This window comes from Cellulomonas algicola (genome assembly GCF_003851725.1).
Taxonomy (GTDB): Bacteria; Actinomycetota; Actinomycetes; order Actinomycetales; family Cellulomonadaceae; genus Cellulomonas; species Cellulomonas algicola.
This window is the reverse complement of record NZ_BHYL01000194.1, coordinates 1-17842: the sequence shown is the minus strand read 5'-3', so window position 1 is coordinate 17842 and position 17842 is coordinate 1. Positions and strand designations below refer to the sequence as shown.

General features: G+C 74.5%; 19 protein-coding genes. 3 read left to right on the top strand and 16 right to left on the bottom strand.

Going from position 1 to position 17842, the window contains the following annotated elements:
• The 3 genes from CTKZ_RS12770 to CTKZ_RS12760 form a co-directional block, all read left to right on the top strand.
• The coding region (locus CTKZ_RS12770) for a cellulose binding domain-containing protein (RefSeq protein ID WP_124343306.1) at positions 1-1441 on the top strand (1441 nt) is incomplete at its 5' end.
• A 127-nt stretch (positions 1442-1568) separates the two neighbouring features.
• A complete protein-coding gene (locus CTKZ_RS12765; protein ID WP_124343305.1) occupies positions 1569-3473 on the top strand; it encodes an ABC transporter ATP-binding protein in 1905 nt (634 codons plus the stop codon).
• Positions 3470-5251, top strand: a complete 1782-nt coding sequence (locus CTKZ_RS12760; RefSeq protein ID WP_124343304.1) for an ABC transporter ATP-binding protein — start codon at positions 3470-3472, stop codon at positions 5249-5251. The genes CTKZ_RS12765 and CTKZ_RS12760 overlap by 4 nt, the downstream gene beginning before the upstream one ends.
• A 25-nt stretch (positions 5252-5276) precedes the next feature.
• Here CTKZ_RS12760 and CTKZ_RS12755 read toward each other — a convergent pair whose 3' ends face one another.
• The 16 genes from CTKZ_RS12755 to CTKZ_RS12680 all read right to left on the bottom strand — a co-directional run.
• The gene (locus tag CTKZ_RS12755) at positions 5277-5906 is read right to left on the bottom strand and encodes a GTP cyclohydrolase II (protein WP_124343303.1); all 630 of its coding nucleotides are present in this window, start codon (positions 5904-5906) and stop codon (positions 5277-5279) included.
• Positions 5903-6595, bottom strand: a complete 693-nt coding sequence (locus CTKZ_RS12750) for an SDR family NAD(P)-dependent oxidoreductase (RefSeq protein WP_124343302.1) — start codon at positions 6593-6595, stop codon at positions 5903-5905. Before CTKZ_RS12750 ends, CTKZ_RS12755 begins: the two co-directional genes overlap by 4 nt.
• The gene (tmk, locus tag CTKZ_RS12745) at positions 6592-7212 is read right to left on the bottom strand and encodes a dTMP kinase (RefSeq protein ID WP_124343301.1); all 621 of its coding nucleotides are present in this window, start codon (positions 7210-7212) and stop codon (positions 6592-6594) included. Before tmk ends, CTKZ_RS12750 begins: the two co-directional genes overlap by 4 nt.
• Positions 7209-8069: an orotidine-5'-phosphate decarboxylase gene (gene pyrF / locus CTKZ_RS12740; RefSeq protein WP_124343300.1), complete on the bottom strand. Its 861-nt coding sequence runs from the start codon at positions 8067-8069 to the stop codon at positions 7209-7211. Before pyrF ends, tmk begins: the two co-directional genes overlap by 4 nt.
• Positions 8069-8836 (bottom strand): cupin domain-containing protein, encoded by a 768-nt coding sequence (locus CTKZ_RS12735; protein WP_124343299.1) that lies wholly within the window; start codon positions 8834-8836, stop codon positions 8069-8071. The genes pyrF and CTKZ_RS12735 overlap by 1 nt, the downstream gene beginning before the upstream one ends.
• Positions 8837-8889: 53 nt before the next feature.
• Positions 8890-10125: a DegT/DnrJ/EryC1/StrS family aminotransferase gene (locus CTKZ_RS12730; protein ID WP_124343298.1), complete on the bottom strand. Its 1236-nt coding sequence runs from the start codon at positions 10123-10125 to the stop codon at positions 8890-8892.
• A complete protein-coding gene (locus CTKZ_RS12725; RefSeq protein ID WP_200829735.1) occupies positions 10122-11126 on the bottom strand; it encodes a Gfo/Idh/MocA family protein in 1005 nt (334 codons plus the stop codon). Before CTKZ_RS12725 ends, CTKZ_RS12730 begins: the two co-directional genes overlap by 4 nt.
• Positions 11123-11758 carry a dTMP kinase gene (locus CTKZ_RS12720; RefSeq protein WP_160142895.1) on the bottom strand — a complete coding sequence of 212 codons (636 nt, stop codon included), beginning with the start codon at positions 11756-11758 and terminating at the stop codon, positions 11123-11125. The genes CTKZ_RS12725 and CTKZ_RS12720 overlap by 4 nt, the downstream gene beginning before the upstream one ends.
• Positions 11759-11954: 196 nt before the next feature.
• Positions 11955-12416: a CYTH domain-containing protein gene (locus CTKZ_RS12715; RefSeq protein WP_124343296.1), complete on the bottom strand. Its 462-nt coding sequence runs from the start codon at positions 12414-12416 to the stop codon at positions 11955-11957.
• A complete protein-coding gene (locus CTKZ_RS12710) occupies positions 12416-12964 on the bottom strand; it encodes a CYTH domain-containing protein (protein WP_124343295.1) in 549 nt (182 codons plus the stop codon). Before CTKZ_RS12710 ends, CTKZ_RS12715 begins: the two co-directional genes overlap by 1 nt.
• Before the next feature lie 56 nt (positions 12965-13020).
• Positions 13021-14196 carry a molybdopterin-synthase adenylyltransferase MoeB gene (gene moeB / locus CTKZ_RS12705; RefSeq protein ID WP_124343294.1) on the bottom strand — a complete coding sequence of 392 codons (1176 nt, stop codon included), beginning with the start codon at positions 14194-14196 and terminating at the stop codon, positions 13021-13023.
• 5 nt (positions 14197-14201) lie between these two features.
• Positions 14202-14474, bottom strand: coding sequence for a MoaD/ThiS family protein (locus CTKZ_RS12700; RefSeq protein WP_124343293.1), 273 nt, complete (start codon positions 14472-14474; stop codon positions 14202-14204).
• Complete coding sequence (locus tag CTKZ_RS12695; protein ID WP_124343292.1) at positions 14465-15202, bottom strand: HAD family hydrolase; 738 nt, start codon at positions 15200-15202, stop codon at positions 14465-14467. Before CTKZ_RS12695 ends, CTKZ_RS12700 begins: the two co-directional genes overlap by 10 nt.
• Complete coding sequence (locus tag CTKZ_RS12690) at positions 15199-15933, bottom strand: beta/alpha barrel domain-containing protein (RefSeq protein WP_124343291.1); 735 nt, start codon at positions 15931-15933, stop codon at positions 15199-15201. The genes CTKZ_RS12695 and CTKZ_RS12690 overlap by 4 nt, the downstream gene beginning before the upstream one ends.
• On the bottom strand, positions 15930-16874 hold the full coding sequence (locus CTKZ_RS12685) for an alpha-amylase family protein (RefSeq protein WP_124343290.1): 945 nt from the start codon (positions 16872-16874) through the stop codon (positions 15930-15932). The genes CTKZ_RS12690 and CTKZ_RS12685 overlap by 4 nt, the downstream gene beginning before the upstream one ends.
• A partial coding sequence (locus CTKZ_RS12680) for a glycosyltransferase family 2 protein (protein WP_124343289.1) occupies positions 16871-17842 on the bottom strand: 972 nt, incomplete at its 5' end. The genes CTKZ_RS12685 and CTKZ_RS12680, both read right to left, overlap by 4 nt.

The following is a 17842-nucleotide window of genomic DNA, read 5'->3' as shown; positions in this document are numbered from 1 at the left end:
CGTCCCGGGAGCCGCCGTCGCGGCGACCGCCGACCCCGCCCTCGACGCGACCGTGCACACCGCCGGTCGCGTCGTCACGTCGGGCGGCACGTGGCAGCACGCGTGGCCCGGCGTGTACTTCGAGGGACGGTTCCGCGGGACGGGCGTCGGGATCGTGCTCGACGACGCGTACGGCGACTACGACGTCGCCGTCGACGGCCGCACCGTCGCGACGCTCGTGACCCCGGGCGCGACGACGTACCGGGTGACCGGGCTGAGCGCGGGCGAGCACACCGTGCGCGTCGTCAAGCGCAGCGAGGTCCCGTGGGCCACGAGCACGTTCGGCGGCTTCGTCCCCGTCGACGGGTCGCAGATCCTGTCCGCGCCGCCCGCGCGCGCCCTCCAGCTCGAGCTCGTCGGCGACTCGTACACCGCCGGCTACGGCAACACGTCGGAGAGCCGCGAGTGCACGGGCGACGAGGTCACCCGCACCACGAACGCCGACCTGTCGTTCGGCGCGCTCACCGCCCGGGCGCTCGGCGCGGACTACCAGGTCAACGCGTTCTCGGGTCGCGGGATGGTGCGCAACTACGCGGGCGGCGAGCCCGGCACGAGCTACCGCACCTACGAGGCCCGGGCGCTGCCGTTCGTCGACGCCCCCTGGGACCGGCCCTCGTCCTGGCACCCCGACGCGGTCGTCGTCGGCCTGGGGATCAACGACTTCTCGACGCCCCTGAACGCGAACGAGACGTGGCCCACGACGTCCGCGCTGCGCGAGGCGTGGGTCGCCGCGTACCACGGCTACCTCGACACGCTGCGCGAGCGGTACGGGCCTGACACCTACCTCGTCGTCAGCGCGACGTACGTCCACACCGGCACCGACCTGCCCGACCTCGCGCAGCGGGTCGTCGACGAGCGCAACGCCGACGGCGACGACCGCGTGCGCTCCTGGTACTACGGCAACGAGGGCCTCGACTACGGCGGCTGCCACTGGCACCCGTCCGTGCGGGACCACGAGGTCATCGCGGCCCGGCTCACGGCCTTCCTGCGCGATCTCGGGCTGGGCGGCGGACCTACGCCGACCGTCACCCCGGCACCCACGCCCACCCCCACGCCGTCGCCGACCGTCACGCCCACGCCGTCGCCGACCGTCACGCACACCATGCCGCCCGCCGGATGCCGGGCCACGCTCACCGTCGGCGGTCGCTGGCCGGGCGGGTACCAGGCGTCGGTCGAGGTCAGGGCGCTCACCTCGCTGACCCGCTGGACGACGACCTTCGCCCTCCCTGCGGGTGGTGCGGTCACGCAGCTCTGGTCGGGCGAGCTCGCGACGTCCGGCACCGCCGTCACCGTCCGGAACGCCGCGTGGAACGGCACCCTCGCCACGGGTCGCTCGACGGTGTACGGCTTCCTCGGCACGGGCACGCCGCCGCCGGACGGCACCGTGGGCTGCTCGCCCTGACCGGCACCGTCACGGGCGTCCCCGCCGGCGCACGGTCCACCAGGTGAAATCGCCTACGACTGCAGTCACAGTCTGCGGGAGGGTGTCGCCGGCCCGAGTCTGCGTCGACCCTAGGTGGAGGTGCACGATGAGCGTCCCGACCGCGCCCACGGAGCGGAGGACCCCGAGCACGTCACCGTTCGAGAGCGATCGCGGACCGTGGTGGGCTCGTCCGGGCAGGCGTCTGCGCGAGCGGCGCGTCGCCGCGGCACAGCTGCGCGAGCTCCTCCCCTACGCCGGTCGCGGAGTCGTCACGGCCACGCTGGCCGTGCACGTGCTCGCCGGCGCGGCGCCGGTCGCGTTCATGGTCGGCACCGGCGTGGCCCTCCAGGAGCTCGACGGCGAGGGCGTCACGCCCTGGCTCGTGCTCGCCGTGGGAGCGTTCCTGCTGCAGCAGCTGCTCGCCCCCGTCCAGCTCATCCTGTCGCGTGCGGTCGCACGTCGGGTGGACGCCGCGTGCATCGAGCGCCTCACCGACTTCGCGCTCCGTCGGGCGACCCTCGCGGGCCTCGAACGACCCGACGTGGCGGACCGGCTCAGCCAGGCCGACGAGGCGTTCGAGCAGTGGACGCTCACACCGGGGGCGGCCGTCGAGGGCGGGCTCGCGCTCTGGGCGCGGTATACCCAGCTCGTCGGGGCCGTCACGCTCCTCGCCGTCGCCGTCGGGTGGCAGGCGGCCCTCGCCGGGGCGGTCGTCGCGCTCGTCGCGCGTCTCGGGCAGACGACCGCCTTCCACCGCTGGGGGCAGCTCGTCCGCCGGTTCCAGCCGTTGCGCCGTCGGGTCGCGTACGTCAGGGACCTCGCGACGAGCACGCGCGCCGCCAAGGAGATCCGCACGCTCGGCCTCGTCGACTGGCTGGACGCGCGCTACGTGGCCGAGAGCCGGGCCGTGCTCGACCCGCTCTGGGAGTGGCGACGCCGGGTGTACGGGGTGCCGTTCCTCGCGTACACGGCCGTCGCGCTCGTCGGCTCCGTCGTCGCGCTCCTGCTCGTCGCGCGCTCCGACGTCGCCTCCGTCGCCGCGGTGAGCATCGCCGTGCAGGCCATCCTGCTGTGCGGGCGTTTCGGCGTCGTGTTCCCCGAGGCCGACGTCAAGCTCGTCTACGGCCGCAGCGCGTGGGAGGCGCTCCTCGAGTTCGAGGCGATCACCAGGCGCGAGGACGCGCGCACGACGTCGCCCGCCGGGACGTCCGCCCCCGTCGTCGCGCGCGACGCCGTCCGGCTCGACCGGGTCCACTTCGCCTACCCGGGCGGGCCGCCGGTCCTCGACGGCCTGGACCTCGAGCTGCGCGCCGGGACGTCGACCGCGCTCGTGGGCGTCAACGGCGCGGGCAAGACGACGCTCGTCAAGGTCCTCACCGGGATCTACGACCCCGACCGCGGCGCTGTCCGCGTCGACGGCACCGACCTGCGGACGCTCGACGCGGACGCGTGGCAGCGATCCTTCGCGGTGACGTTCCAGGACTACCTCCGCTATGAGCTGCCGCTGCGCGAGAACGTCGCGATGGGGGCGATCGAGCACCGGGACGACACCGACGGCATCCGCGCCGAGCTGGCGCGCGTCGGCCTCGGCGACCTGCTCGACGAGCTGCCCGCCGGTCTCGAGACCCCGCTGACCCGGGCGCTGCCGGGCGGGCGTGATCTGTCGGGAGGGCAGTGGCAGCGGCTCGCGCTCGCCCGCGCGCTCTTCGCGGTCCGGCACGGCGCATCCGTCCTCGTGCTCGACGAGCCCACGTCACAGCTCGACGCGCGAGGGGAGGCCGAGTTCTACGACGCGTTCCTCGACCTCACGCGCGGCGTGACGAGCCTGGTCATCTCGCACCGGTTCTCCACCGTCCGGCGCGCGGACCGGATCGTGGTGCTCGACGGCGGACGCATCAGCGAGGCGGGCTCGCACGACGAGCTCGTCGCGCTCGGCGGCACGTACAGCCGGATGTTCGAGGTGCAGGCGCGCCGGTTCGGCGCCGTGGACGAGACGGAGGTCGGTCGATGAGGGACGTGCTCTTCTGCCTCGGGCGCCTGTTCGCGCTCGGCTGGCGGATCGACCGCCGCCGGCTGTCGATCGGCGCGGGCCTGCTCCTGCTCGGTGCCGTCGCGACCCCCGTGGTCGCGCTCGGCGCGGGACGCCTCGTGGACGCCGCGATCGCGGGCGACGTCGGTACCGCGACGGGATGGGTCGTGGTCGCGGCCGTCGCGCTCACGGGTGAGCTCATGCTCGGCCACTTCGCGCACCTCTACTACTTCGAGCTCGCCGAGGTGACCGACGAGGAGTTCAACCGGGAGCTGCTGCGGCTGGTGAACGGCCCGCACCACCTCGACCGTGCGGACGACCCCGCGTTCGCGGACCGCGTCGACCTGCTCCGCCAGGACGTCATGCAGGTGCGCACGACGGTGCAGACGGGTCTCCAGCTCGGCGCCACCCTCGTCCAGACCCTGCTCACCGCCGTCGTGCTTGCCACGGTCGCCCCGTGGCTGCCGCTCCTCGCGCTGGTGGCGGTCGTCCCCGTGCTGCTCGGCCGGCGTGCGGAGAGCGGGCTGCAGCAGACCCGTGAGGCGCAGTCACCGACCACCCGGTCGATCCGCGCGCTGCGCCGGCTCGCCGCGAACCCCGTCTCGCAGAAGGAGATCCGGCTCAGCGGCAGCGCCGACTTCCTCGTGGACCGGCAGCGTGCGCTGCTCGAGTCGTACGCGGGCGCGATGTCGCGCGCCGACGTCCGGTACGCCCTGCTGCGCAGCGGCGGGCAGCTCGCGTTCGGCGTCGCCTACGCGGGCGCCGTCGTCGGCGCGTTCGCGCTGGCGCGCGCGGGCCGGGCGAGCGTGGGCGACGTCGTGCTCACCATCACGCTCGCGACCCAGCTCAGCGTGCAGATGTCCGCGGGCGTCGAGCTGCTCGGTTCGGTGCACCGCGCCGCCGCGGGACTGCGCCGCTTCGTCGCGATGCGCACGGAGGTGGAGGCCGACACGGCGCTGCCCCCGAGCGGCCCGCTCCCGGCCCGCAGCGCGGACGGCATCCGGCTGTCGCACGTCTCGTTCCGGTACCCCGGGACGGACAGGACCGTCCTCGACGACGTCGACCTGCACCTGCCTGCCGGCACGTCGGTGGCGGTCGTGGGTGAGAACGGCGCCGGCAAGAGCACGCTCCTCAAGCTGCTCGCCGGGCTCTACCGCCCGACGTCCGGCCAGGTCCTGGTGAGCGGCGCCGACCTCGCGACCGTCTCGCCCGACCGCTGGTTCGAGCGCACCGCCGCGCTCTACCAGGACTTCGCGCGCGTCGAGCTGTCGCTGCAGCACAGCGTCGGGATCGGCCGGCTCGAGGACGTCGACGCGCCCGGGCCGGTGCGGCACGCCCTGTCGCGGACGGGTGCACCGATCGCCGACGAGCTCGCGGTCGAGGACGTCCTCGGGCTCGGCTACGCGGACGGCCGCGACCTGTCAGGCGGGCAGTGGCAGAACGTGGGCTTCGCACGCGCACTCATGCGGTCTGACCCTCTGCTCCTCGTCCTCGACGAGCCCGCCGCGGCGCTCGACGCGCTCGCGGAGCAACGGCTCGTCGACGCGTACCAGGCGAACGCCGCCGAGGTCGCCGCGCGGGTCGGCGGCGTGACGCTGTTCGTCACGCACCGCATGTCGACGGTCCGGCTCGCTGACCGCATCGTCGTGCTCGACGCCGGTCGCGTGGTCGAGCACGGCACCCACGCGGACCTGCTGGCCGCCGACGGTCGGTACGCGGAGCTGTGGTCGCTGCAGGCACGCGCCTACGCGGAGTCGTGACAGACGTCCCGCCCGGATGACAGGTCTACGAGACGACCGGGGTCGTGCGGGCGGGCAGCGTGATCGTGTGCCCGAAGTCCTGTGCCTTGCTCAGCAGGTAGGAGCGCCACGCCGGGTTGTGCGCGCCGACGACCTCCGCGACCTCGACGATCTCGAGGCCGGCCTCCCGCAGGGCGCGCGCCTTGGTCGGGTTGTTGCTGATGAGCCGCACCCGACGGACACCCAGGAGGTCGAGGATGCTCGCGGCGGCCGCGTACGTGCGGGCGTCGGTCGGCTCACCGAGAGCGGCGAACGCCTCGTTGGTCGTGAGCCCCTCGCTCATCAGCCGGTACGACTGGATCTTGCGGAAGAGGCCGATTCCGCGGCCCTCCTGGTTCTGGTGGTACAGGACCACGCCCGAGCCCTCGGCGACGATACGGCGCAGCGTCTCCTCGAGCTGCCAGGCGCAGTCGCACCGGTCGTCGCCGAAGACCTCGCTCGTGAGGCACGCCGAGTTGATGCGCACCGGGACGGTGTCGCCCAGCTGCCCGTGCACGACCGCGAGGTGCGTGTCGATCGACGCGCCCTCCGCGACGATGAACGCCTCGAGCGAGAACTCGCCGAACGGGGTCCGCATGCGGATGGCGCCCGTGCGCTCCAGGATCCTCACGCTCATCGGCGCACCAGCCCTCCGTCGACGTCGATCACGGTGCCGAGCACGGCCTCGGGCGCCTGGGTGAGGAGCCAGACGACGACGGCCGCGACCTCGGACGCGCTGCTGAAGCGACCCAGCGGGATCGCCCGCTCGTAGTGCGCGCGCCGCTCGCCCATGACGTCCGCCATCGGCGTGTCGGTGGGACCGGGGCTCACGCAGTTCGCGATCAGCCGCAGGGACGCGTACTCCCGAGCGAGCGACTTCACGACCGCGTTCAGCCCGGCCTTCGACGCGGCGTAGACGGCGTCGGTGCCGCCCGTCGCGCCGGCCTGGCTGCCGATCACCACGAGTCGTCGCGGGCGGCCGTCGCGCCGCTGCACGCGTGTGAGCGCCGCGACGAACCGCAGGAAGCCCGTGAGGTTGGCGTCGACGACAGCGCGCGTCGCGTCGGTGCCGTACGCGTGGGGCGGCCGCCGCGGGTACACGCCGACGGACCACACGACCAGGTCGGGCATCGCGCCGCCCTGCTCGAACCCGTCGAGCCACCGCGAGTAGCGCGACGTCGCGCCGTCGTCCGCCACGTCGACCAGGTGGTCCACCGGACCGCGACGGTCCGCCGTCACGACGGTGCCGCACCCGGACGCGGCCAGCTGGGCGACCACCTGGCGCCCGATCCCGCCGTCCGCCCCGAGGACCAGCGCCGAGCTCATCCGGCGAGCCCGTCGACGAGCGTGCGCACCCGGTCCCACACCTGCTCCACCGGGTCGGTCCCGTCGACGACGTGGTAGTCGGCGTGCGCGCCCCACGGCTGGTCGCGGAACGCCGCCCGGACGGTCTGCATCCGGTCGAGGTCGAGCTCCTCACGCTTGCGGGACGACCCGTCGCGCGCGACGATCCGGACCGCCGCGAGCTCCGGCGGGACGTCCACGACGACGGTGAGGTCGGGACGGGGTGCGTGGCGGTTGATCGCGGTGAGCCAGTCGACCTCCGCGATCCCGCGGCTGAGGAAGTACGCGTAGCTCGAGTAGACGTAGCGGTCGGTGACGACCCAGCTCCCGGCCGCGAGCGCGGGCTCCACGACCTCGCGCAGGTGGCGGAGACGGTCGAAGGCCGCGAACAGCGCCAGCTCGGGCGAGATCTGCGCGAGCTCCAGCCTGAGGTCGAGCGCGGCGCGGACCGTCGCGTCCTGCCGGTAGCGGTCCGTCGGCTGCCGGGTCGCGACGACGTCGCGCCCCTGCGCCCGCAGATGGTCGACGACGCGCTCGATCTGCGTGGTCTTGCCGGATCCGTCGATGCCGCACACCGCGACGAGGCGCCCGCGCGTCATCGCGCCGAGTCCTGGACGCGAACCGGGCGCAACGCGTCGGTGCAGGCCTCGACGGTGTCGGTGACGGCCGCGGCGACCGCGCGGAGGGAAGGGCCTGCGGCGGCGATCGCACGCGACGTCGTGGGCAGCACGAACCGCCCGTCCCGGAACCGCCTCGCCAGGTCGTCGGCGGTGGCCCCCTGGGCGCCGAGGCCCGGTGCGAGCACGAAGGCGTGGAGACCTGCGAGCGCGTCGTGGCTGTCGTCGACGGTGGCGCCGAAGACGCACCCGAACGAGCCGACGTCCTGACCCGCGTTCTGCGCGCGCAGCCACGCGAGCACGTGCTCGGCGACCGTTCCGCCGTCCGTCTCGCGGGCGGTCTGGGACGCGTACGCCTCGGGGTTCGACGTCCGGGCGAGGACGAAGAGCCCCGCACCCTCCGCACGGGCCACGTCGACGAACGGCGCGAGCGAGGCGACGCCCGCGACGGGCGAGACGGTCATCGCGTCGACGCCGAGGGGGGCACCTGCGCGTAGGTAGGCCTCGGCGTACGCGGCGTTGGTCGACCCGATGTCCCCGCGCTTCGCGTCGAGCAGGACGAGCAGGCCGGCCGCGTGCGCGAGCCGGATCGTGTCCGCGAGCGCGACCACGCCGTCCGGACCGAAGCGCTCGAAGTACGCGGCCTGCGGCTTGACGACGGGTACCTGCCCGGCCGACGCCTCGATGATCGCGGCGGCGAACCGCGCGGCTCCGCGGGCGTCGTCCGGCAGGGACCAGGCGTCGAGGTCGCGGGCGGTCGGGTCGATGCCGACGCACAGTCGGCCGGTGCGCTCGATGGCGTCGTGCAGTCGGATCCCGAACGGGGTGGGGGTGGTCATCAGGCGCTCCTGAGGCGTGCGGCGACGAGCCGGACGTGGTCGATGGCGCGCTCGTCGTCGACGAGGGCGGGGGCGGGCAGGACGTCGTCGCGGTCGCGCGCACCGTACGAGTGGGAGAACTCGCGTCGGGCAGGGCCGGACAGCATGAGCGTCACCGCGTCGGTCGCGGTGGTGTTCCGGACCACGTGCGGGTCGCGGAAGTCGAGGACGTGGAAGGCGCCGGCCCCGATGCGGTACGAGCTCGTCGGGCGGACCGCCTCGTCGGGGGCCCGCTCGAGACGCTTCTCGCCGTCGCCGGTCGCGTCGTACAGCCGGTAGCACGGCCGCACCTCGTCGTCCGGCCCGGTGTCGCGCGAGTAGTTGACGACGTCGAGCGCACCGTCGACGGCGATCGACGCGAACGACCAGCGGTGGTCGTGGACGCGCGCGTCGCCCTGGCCTGCCGGCCAGACGTGCAGCCGTAGGTTCCACCCGCCGTCGAGGCGGGCGAGCGAGATCTTCGCGAAGCCGTTGTGGTGGACCTGCGAGCGGCCGCGCACGGTCGTGCGGCCGTCCCGCAGGCGGTCTGCCCAGGAGGAGAGCAGCGCCGCACCGCCCGCCCGGTCCGCGAACGCGGTCGTGAGCAGCCGTCCAGCCTGCGCGAGCGCGTCGGAGTCGCGCGGGCCGCGCGTCGCCGCGACGAGCTGGGCGCGCAGGTCGTCGAAGTCGTGTGGCGCGACGCCGGCGCGCCCCGTCGGCGTGGTGGTGGTGCGCAGGTCTGACGGCACGCTCGTCCTCTCGGTGGCAGGTGCGGGTGGGACCGGTCCTCGCGACCGGCCGGTCACAGGCCGAGCTCGGCCCAGACCTTGTCGAACGCGTCGAGGTACTGGTCGACGACCGGCATGTCCGCCGCGCGGTGCCACACCGGCAGCTTGAGCGTGCGGTCGAAGAAGTCGTTCGCGGCCGGGTAGTCCTCGGGCCGGGCGCCGCTGCGGCCCGCATAGGCGGGCAGGGCACCGCCCGGGTCCTGGAACAGCGGGAGCTGCGCGAGCGGGCGGGTGCTGCCGGGCCGGTCGACCTCGACCGCACCCTCCCGGTGCAAGCGCTCGACGAGCGTGTCGGCGTCCACGTGCGCGAGCAGGGCGTCGTCGAGCCGGAGGACGAGCGCGTACCACGAGCCCTGCTCGCCCTCACGCGGGAGCAGGACCTCGACGCCCGGGAGGCGCCGGAGGCGGGCCGCCATGCGCGCGGCGCACGCGTCGCGTCCGGAGCGGACGGCGTCGTGGACGCCGAGCTGCTGCTCGACCATGGCGGCGGCGGCCGGGTGGATCCGCCACTTGAGCCCGAGACCGGTCACGGCGTAGCGCGCCAGCGGGTGGGTGGCCGGGATCTCGCGCTTGCACCGCACGTTGTAGTGCGCGATCGCGACCCCCCGGTAGTACAGCTCGTCGTCGTCCGTGAGGAGCACGCCGCCCTCGCCGCCGGTGAGCGGCTTCTGGCCCTGGAGGCTCTGCGCCGCGAGGTCCCCGAACGCGCCGACCGGACGCCCGTCGACCGACGCGCCGAAGGCGTGCGACGTGTCCTCGACGAGCAGCAGCCCACGCGTGTCGGCGATCGCCCGCAGCGCCGCGACGTCGGCAGGGAGGCCCCACATGTGCGTCACCACGATGGCGCGGGTCGCGCTCGTCACGGCGTCGGCGACCCGGGCCGGGTCGAGGTTGCCGCGCTCGTCGCAGTCGACGAGGACGGGCGTCGCGCCCGTCTGCAGCAGCGGGCTCGCCGTCGCGAAGAACGTGTAGGCGGGGACGATCACCTCGTCGCCCGGACCCACGCCCGCCGCGACGTACGCGGCGTGCAGCGCGCACGTGCCGGAGCTCATGAGGACGGCGTGCCGGACGCCGTGCCAGCGCGCGAGCGCGTCCTCGACACGGGCGACGACGCCCGAGCGGTCGTAGACGGAGACGGACTCGACCAGCTGCGCGCGCACCGCCTCGAGGGTCGCCTCGTCGACGACGGGCCACACGAAGTGCGGCTCAGGCGCCGTGACCGCGGGGATGTGGACGTCGGTCGTCGTCATACGAGCGCTCCCTTGATGTCGACCACGTGGCCCGTGGCGGCGGCACGGTACGCCGCGTCGATGAAGGTGGTGTGCTGCAGGTGGTAGCCGGGGCTGCCGTGGTTCTCCGCCCGGCCGTCGACGACGTCGCAGAAGAACTCGAGCTGGCTCACGGCCGCAGGCGCCCACGCCCCGAGCCGGCGCAGCTCCTCGAGCAGCTCGCCGTCCCGACGGAAGCGGCGGATGACCCCGCGCTCGATCTCGATCGTGCCGTCGGTCCCGACGAGCCGGAACCGCTCAGTCTTGGGCGGCATCGCACGCGAGATCCGCATCGTGCCGTGCAGGCCCGAGTCCCACGTCATGAGGACGTTCGCGGTGTCCTCGGCGTCGTACTCCTGGCCGGGGATGGCGCGCGACGAGATCGTCGCGGCGAGCCGGTCGGGCAGGCCGAGGTACCAGATCAGCAGGTCGAGCATGTGGTAGCCCATGTCGATGAGGCATCCGCCGCCGGCGATCGCGCGCTGGCCCCGCCACCCCTCGTCGGGCCGTTCCACGCCGAGGGTGTACTGGACGTCGACCGCGAACGGCGTGCCGATCTGGTCCGCGAGCTGGAAGAAGCTCGTGTAGGTCGGGTTGAAGCGCCGCTGCAGCGTCGTCATGACCTGGATCCCGTGGGCGTCCGCGAGCTGCTGGAGGTGGCGCGCGTCGGCCGCGCTGACCGCGAACGGCTTCTCCTTGAGTACATGGACGCCCGCGCGGATGGCGCGCTCGGTGACGTCGCGGTGCACTCCGTGCGGCACGGTGACCACGACGAAGTCGAGGTCCTCGTCGTGCAGCATGACGTCGACGGACTCGTAGAACGGGACGCCGTACCGCGCCGCGACGGGCGACCCTGTCGCCGCGTCGATGTCGCACACCGCGCGCAGCTCGGTGCGCGGGCACGCCTCCACCGCGGGCAGGTGGTCCTCGGTCGCCTGGTGCCCCACGCCCACGACGCCCACGCGCTTCACGGGGCCGGTCACGCGTCGACCGCCTCGGGCAGACCCGCGCCGCAGGCCCGGAGCACGACGTCGCACAACGCGTCGGTGACGTCGTCGAGCGACCGCTCCCCGTCGACGACGTGGAAGCCGTGGCGTCCGGTGTGCGACGCGAAGAGCCGCAGGAACCCGTCCCGCACGGCGTTCTGGTACGTCACGAACGCGTCAGGCAACGACCCGGCGCCGCGCAGGACCTCGGGGCCGCCGGCCTCCGCGAGCGAGCACGCCCCGCCCTTGCGCGCGAGCGCCTCGCGGGGCGACACGTCGACGAAGAGCGTGAGGTCGGGCGCGTCGAACAGCCGCAGGAGCGGCAGCACCTGGTCGGGCCGCATCCCCAGGGCGAGCGCGTCGGCGCACGACGAGTAGGCGTAGCGGTCGAGCAGGACGACGTCCGCGGGCGGGACGTCCTGCGTCGCGTAGGCGTAGTCCGCGAGCCCGAGCAGCACCGAGGTGCGGGCGTCGGGGAAGCCGTCGGCGTCGTCGATCAACGACTTGTAGACCCGTCGCAACGGCCGGTCGGGCGCGCAGGTGACGACCCGGAGGCCGCGGTCGGTGAGCCGCTCCGCGACCCGGCCGCACTGCGAGGACTTGCCGGCGCCGTCGATCCCTTCGATCACGACGACGGTCGGTGAGGACGCATGCACGGTGGAACCCCCTTCGAGAGAACGTGGCGTCGTGCCGTCGCCGGCGGTCAGCGGGTCCTGCGACCCGCCCGCCGGTCGTCCGTCCACGACGGTGTGGATGGCGCGCACGTGGCGTGCTGCGACGGCGCCGGGAGCGCGCGCCCGGCGTGCGGCGCGGCGCCCCGACGCGTCATCCGGGGACGGGCAGCCCCCTGACCGCGAGGGACCGGTTGCCGTAGCGCGGGTCGTCGGTGACCTCGGCGCCGACCCACGGCGGTGGGACGAACGCGTGCGCGGACGCGCGCGTCGGGAACTCGACCTCCGCGAGCCGCAGCCCGGCGAGCGGTCCGTCGAAGACGTCGACGACCGCGACCGCACCGTCGAGGTCGACGCGCCCGCGGTCCTTCTCGACCCGTGCGCCGCCGGTGGCGGGCCACAGCTGCTCCCACTGCGCGGCGCTGAGCTCGACCTCCCACTCCTCGCGCACGATCCCCTCCCCCCGCTTGCACGTCAGCCAGAAGCGGCCCGCCACCTCCCGCACACGGACCGCCGCCCGCGCGTCCTGCGCCAGGTAGCCCTGCCGGACCCGGACCCACCGGCCGGTCCCGTCGGGCACCGACGCGAGGAGGAACTTCCGTTCGATCTCGCGCATCACACGTCGAGACGCGTGTAGCCGAGCCGGTCCAGCTCGGGCTCGATCTCGGCGTAGGCGCGGCCCGCGAGCAGGCCCCCGGCGATGAAGTCCTCCTGCGTCACGTCGGGCCCGCAGCACGCCGGCGCGACGAACGACTCGAGGTCGGCGCGGTCGCCGAACTCGAAGTCGACGAGCACGAGACCCTGCAGGTCGCCGCGGAAGACGTCGACCTCGGCCGGGTGGCCGTCGATGACGACGCGGTAGCGGTCCTTCTCGACCCGGCGCCCGCTCGCGGCGGCCAGGCAGGCGAACTCCGCGTCGTCGAGCGTGACCGTCAGCTCGTGGTGCTGCGACGCGTCGCCCTCGACCACGGGCAGCTTCTTGGTCAGCTCGAACCGGTCACCCTGCTGGCGCAGCCGCAGCCGCGGGTGCACCTGCCGGTCCTCGGGGACGTACACGTCCACGAGCCGGACGGGGTGCGTGCCGCGCACCTCGTCGGGCACGCGGTCGGCGAGGAAGGTCAGCTCGAGCTCGAGCTCGGACGCGGGGTGCGGGTCTGCGGGCACGGGGGACCTCCGGGGGGCGGGACGGGCGGGCGTCGGGGCGGCGGGGGGTGCGGCGGTCACGACGTGCTCCGCGCGAACGCGTCGTAGCCGCCGACCAGGGTGCGGACGTCGGCGTGCCCGTCCGCCCGCAGGGCACTGAGGCAGGCGGCCGAACGGGCGCCGGACTTGCAGTACAGGACGACCGCCGGGTGGCCGAGGAGCTCCGCACGCCCTTCGCGGGTGCGCAGGTCGCCGCTGGGCCGCAGGAGGCTGCCCGGGATCGCGCCCAGCTCGTGCTCGAAGGGCTCGCGCACGTCGACGAGGGTCACGCCGTCCCGGCCGCCCGGCCGTGCGAGGAGCTCCTGGAGCTGCGGGACCGTGATCTCCGCGCCCGCCGCCGTGGCGGACCTGGCGGCACCGGGCAGCGCGCACCGCTCCTCGTAGGGCCACTCGTCGAGCGTGCGCACGCGCAGCGTGCCCTCCTGCCGCGCGACCGGCAGGCTCCGCCACCGCATCGCCAGGGCGTCGAGCACGAGCAGGCGACCGACGAGCGGCTCGCCCGTCCCGACGATGAGCTTGAGCGCCTCCGTCGCCATCGTGGCCCCGACCATCGAGCACAGGGAGCCGAGCACCCCGCCCTCCGCGCACGACGGCACGAGACCCGGCGGCGGCGGCTCGCCGTACAGGTCGCGGTACTGCGGGCCGTACTGCTCCCAGAAGACGCTGACCTGACCCTCGAAGCGGAAGACCGAGCCCCACACGTACGGCAGCCCGAGGATCACGCACGCGTCGTTCACGAGGTAGCGCGTCGCGAAGTTGTCGGTGCCGTCGATCACGAGGTCGTAGCCGCGGAACAGGTCGAGCGCGTTCGACGCGTCCACCCGGACTGCATGCTCGACGACGGTCACGTGCGGGTTGATCGCACGCATCCGGTCCGCCGCGGCCTCGACCTTGCGCCGGCCGACGTCGTCGTGGCCGAACAGGACCTGGCGCTGCAGGTTGGAGACGTCGACGACGTCGTCGTCCACGACGGCGATCGTGCCGACGCCCGCGGCAGCGAGGTACGTCAGGACGGGCGCGCCGAGCCCGCCGGCCCCCATGACGAGGATCCGGGCGGCCTTGAGGCGACGCTGCCCCGCGTCCCCGACCTCCGGGAGCAGCAGGTGCCGGCTGTAGCGCGCGGTCTCCTCGCGCGTGAGCTCGCCGGCCGGCTCGACGAGGGGCCCGGGCAGCGTGGCGGCAGGAGCGGTCACGACGCTCACCCTCCGGCCACCGCGGGGACGACGACGATCTCGGCGCCGGGAGCCAGCGGCGTCGCGAGGCCCCCGGTGCCGCGGACGTCGACGTCGTCGACGTACAGGTTGACGAAGCGGGACAGGCCCTCGCGGCCGCGGATGACCTGGACGAGGTCAGGGTGCTCCTGCGCCGTGCGCTCGAGCGCCTCGGCGACCGTCGTCCCCGTGCTGGTGACGGTGCGGGATCCTCCCGCGCGGCCCGCGAGCACCGCGGGAAGGTGGATGGTCACGCCCATGACGTTCCTCTCGTCGTTGAAGGTGTCGCTGTCGGTGCCGGGAGGCCCGCGGAGCGGTCGCCGACGGGCCGCAGGGCCGCTCGCACGGCGTCGAGCGTCTCGAGCACCGCCTCGGCGCCGGCGTCGAGGAGGGCCCCGCCCCGCGGGCTGCCCGCGGGCGCGAGTCCCAGGCAGATCGCGCCGGCCGCGATCGCGCTGCGGACACCCGCGACGGCGTCCTCGACGACGACGCACCGCGTGGCGTCGACGCCCAGCCGGCGCGCCGCGAGCAGGTAGGGACCGGGGTGCGGCTTGCCCTCGGACTCCCCCGCCGTGACGGCCGTGAGGGGCTGACCCGCGGCGCCGAGCGTCCGCACGACCGCGTCGAGGCGGGTCCTCGACGCGCCGGTCACGAGGGCGACCGGGACGCCGCGCGCGCACAGGTCGTGCACGAGCTCGGCCGCCCCCTCGACCGGGCGGGCCGGCAGCGCGGGCTCGAGGTCGGCGAGCATCAGGTGCGCACGGTCGACCACGTCCGGACCGAGGGTGCCGAAGAGGTGGTCGACGGTGTGCTCGACGGCGCAGCCCACGATGTGCGCGTGGTCGGCGTCGTCGAGCGGCGGCCGCCCGAGCCGCAGGCACAGCACCTGCCAGAGCTCCACCACCGCCTCCTCGGTGTCGACGAGGACGCCGTCGACGTCGAGCAGGACGGCGTCGAGGCGGCGACCGCCCGCGAGCGCCGAGGTCACCCCCGCACCAGGCCGCCCGCGAGCGCGGCGTGCCGCACGGCGCGCGCCATCCGGACGGGGTCGGGCGCGCGGGCGACGAGCGTGTTGACGAGCACCGCGCTCGCGCCGATCTCGAACGCCCGCGTCACGTCCGCCGGGCTGCCGAGCCCGCCCTCGACGACCGTGGGGATGTCGACGGCGTCGATGCACCCGCGCAGCAGGTCCGGGTCGACGAGGCCGCGGTAGCTCGCGACCGGCGAGGCCATGAGGCGCAGCGCCGAGCAGCCCATGCCTTCGAGCACCCGTGCGGTCCCCAGGTCGGGAAGGATGAACGGCAGGAGGCTGAACCCGTCGTTGAGCAGCGTCTTCGCCGCGGACACCGTCGCGTCGCCGTCGGGCAGGTTGGTGGCGTCCCGCACGTCGAGCTTGATGATGTCCAGCCCGAGCGCGTCGCGCAGACGTCGGGCGGTCTCGACCGCGTCCTTCGCCGAGTGCGCGAACGACGTCGTGCCGATCCAGGTGAACGCGCCGAGGTCGACCTCGCGGTCCACGTCGGACAGCAGCAGGCTGCTGCGCGTCTGCTCGAGGTCGTACGTGGTGATGAAGACGTCGGCGCCGCTCGCCGTCAGCACCCGGCCGACGAGCCCCGGGTCTGTGTACTGCTCGACACCGACGAGCAGCCGGGAGTGGAAGCCGCGGTCGCCGAGGCGCAGCCACGGCTCGGGTCCGAACACGTCGCGTTCCGGGGTCATGAGGTCTCCTTCGGTGATCGGTGCTGCGGGGCGCGCGACGCCAGCAGCGCGAGGATGTCGGGACGGTCGGCGACGCCGTCGAGGTGGAAGACGCCGTAGCCGAGGTCGGCGTCGCGCTCGACGGCGTCGAGCATCTCGGAGACCTGCTCCACGCCGAGCGCCGTCGGGCTCGCGGGGTCGGCCGCCTGCAGCCAGGGCATGAGGGCCCGCCCGGTCGTCTCCCGGATCTCGCGGTGCAGCGTCGCGAGGTACGTCGTCGGACGGCCGATGAGCGAGGAGAACGACATCGGGACGACGACGTCGACCCACGGCGCGAGCGCGCGCAGGTCCTGCCCGCACGCCCACTCGCGGGCACCGCCGTAGTCGGTCGCGAGCCACGGCACGAGCTTGACGCCGACCGGCGTGCCAGGGGCGGACCGTCGGACGAGGGCGCTCGCCTGGATCACGCGCGCCGTCACCGCGTCCGCGGGGACCGTCGTGGCGTCGTCGCCGGCGGCCCGGCAGCGGGCGCACCAGCAGCCGTGCTCGATCGCACGCGGTTCGGCGTCGGGCCCGACCTGTTCCCAGAGCACGAACGTGCGGGCGAAGTCGAGCAGCGCGAGGTCGGGCCGCACGCTCTCGACGGCCGGCCGGATCTTGTCGAGCCGCGCCTGCCAGAACTCGTCGTCGCGCGGGCATGCCATCCGGAGCCACTCGGCGACCGCGGGCCGGCCCGCGCTCGTCACGGCGAGGCTGTCCGGGAGGCGCGTGAGCAGGTCCACGTCGAAGAGGAGCGGCAGGTTGAGCACGACGCGCAGCCCGCTGGCCCGCACGAGCGCGACGACGTCCTCGAGTTCGACGAGGTCGTCGTTCAGCACGACCGCGTCGAGACCCGCGGCGTGCGCCGTCCTGACGAGGCGTTCCGGGTCGACCGCTCGGTCGAGGCATGACAGCGCTCTCACAGCGATGCCGCCGCGTCCTCGACCCGCTCGATGAGCCCGGCGAGGTCGTCGTCCGTCGACGTCGCTGGAGCGTCCAGCTGGCCGATCGGCCCGGCGGGGTGCCAGCTCAGCAGGCGCCGGCCCGCGTAGAACCGCTTGCCGTCGACCTGCGTCTGGGGGCGCTCGTGGTGGAGGTGCAGCAGCGCGTCGCCGTACCGGTCGACCGCTCCGACCACGTCGAGCCGGAACACGAGGTCGAGGTCCTCGCCTCCCCAGCCGACGAACCGCTCGTCGAAGCCCCCGACACGGTGGAACAGGTCCGTGCGCACCCACACGCAGTGGCCGGGCGGGCGACGAAGGACGGCACCGCGCAGGACGTCGGGGGCGACCGACGCGTCGGCGTGGAGCAGGCGTCGGCGGATCGCCGCGTCCGACGAGGCCGGGTCGAGGCACAGCGCGTCCCGGAACGGCAGGTGGGCCTGCGCGCCGCGTGCACGGAAGCGCGCGACGTTGCGGTCGACGAACTCCCGGTCGACGAGGACGTCGGCGTCGAGGACGCACACGACCTCGCTCGGTCCGGCCTGCACGACGCCGGCGTTCACCGCCCATGCCTTGTTGAAGTGACCCGGGGCCCGCAGGTGGAGGTAGGAGTGCACGCGCGGGCGGACGACCGCCTCCCAGCGCGGCTGCTCGTCCGCCTCGACGACGACCACGCGGTAGGACGCGCGGTCCGCCGTCTGGTCCGCGAGGGCGCGGACGCACGCGAGCAGGTTCCGCAGGCGGGAACGCCCGGCGGTGCGGTCGCGGAAGGGGACGACGACGAGCACGGGTGCGTCGGGCACGTCCGCCGGCGGGGCCGGGGCCGGCCACGCGAGGAGGTCGGCGGCGCCGACCTCGACTGCGGCCGGGTCGTGCGCGCGCCCGACGTGGGCCGCGAGGCGGCCGGTGCCGTCGGCGTGGAGCGCCTGCTCGCCGAGCGAGCGCCAGGC